1 protein-coding gene is annotated in these 390 nt (G+C 55.4%); it reads left to right on the plus strand.

The annotated features are described in order from the left end of the window. The coding region (gene hflK / locus ACXIUA_RS00035) for an FtsH protease activity modulator HflK (RefSeq protein ID WP_457975836.1) at window positions 1-336 on the plus strand (336 nt) is incomplete at its 5' end. Window positions 337-390: the final 54 nt, after the last annotated feature.

Genomic DNA, 390 nt, shown 5'->3' on the forward strand with positions numbered 1-390 from the left:
GTGAACGTGGAAGCCGTGCGTGAACTGGCAGCTTCTGGTGTGATGCTGACGTCGGACGAGAACGTAGTGCGCGTTGAGATGAACGTGCAGTACCGCGTCACCGATCCGGAAAAATATCTGTATAGCGTGACCAGCCCGGATGACAGCCTGCGTCAGGCTACCGACAGCGCCCTGCGTGGGGTTATCGGCAAATACACCATGGACCGTATTCTGACGGAAGGTCGTACCGTGATTCGTAGCGATACTCAGCGCGAACTGGAAGAGACGATTCGTCCGTATGACATGGTTATCACTCTGCTGGACGTCAACTTCCAGGCCGCTCGTCCGCCGGAATAAGTAAAAGCGGCGTTTTACGATGCGATTGCCGCGCGTGAAAACGAACAGCATTAC

The organism is Corynebacterium sp. UMB8791, from assembly GCF_054166365.1.